The 414-nt window shown below is 67.1% G+C and carries 1 protein-coding gene; it reads right to left on the bottom strand.

What is annotated here, in order from left to right:
- On the bottom strand, positions 1-414 hold a 414-nt coding region (locus tag AABA86_RS33520), incomplete at both ends, for an AMP-binding protein (RefSeq protein WP_338309783.1).

Raw genomic sequence — 414 nt, 5'->3', positions numbered from 1 at the left:
GGCCCCCACCATTCGATCATGGCGCGCTTGACGTCGGCCGGGCATGGCGCGGCGGCGTGGATGACATGGCGCAAGGAAGAGACATCGTACTTCCTGCGCACCTCTTCCGGGAGCTTCATCAGGCGGATGAACATGGTCGGCACCATGAAGATGGTGTCGATTTGGTAGCTCTCGATCAGCTCGAGGAATTCCTCGGCCTCGAAACGCGGCATCAGCACCAGGGCACCGCCGAGCTTGCCGGCGCGGATGCCGAACGAGTTCGGCGCGGAGTGATAGAGCGGGCCCGGCAGGATCGCACGGGCGCCGGGCTTGAGGCCATAGATCATCGCGCGCATGCGCTCGCCGGCCGCCTGCTGCTCCGGCGTCGGCGCGTTGCGGCGCACGCCCTTGGGATGGCCTGTCGTGCCCGAGGTG

This window comes from Bradyrhizobium sp. TM233, assembly GCF_036247965.1.
In the GTDB taxonomy this organism is placed as follows: Bacteria; Pseudomonadota; Alphaproteobacteria; order Rhizobiales; family Xanthobacteraceae; genus Bradyrhizobium; species Bradyrhizobium ottawaense.
Note: the sequence above shows the minus strand (reverse complement) of the source record. Positions and strands in the feature narration are given on the sequence as shown.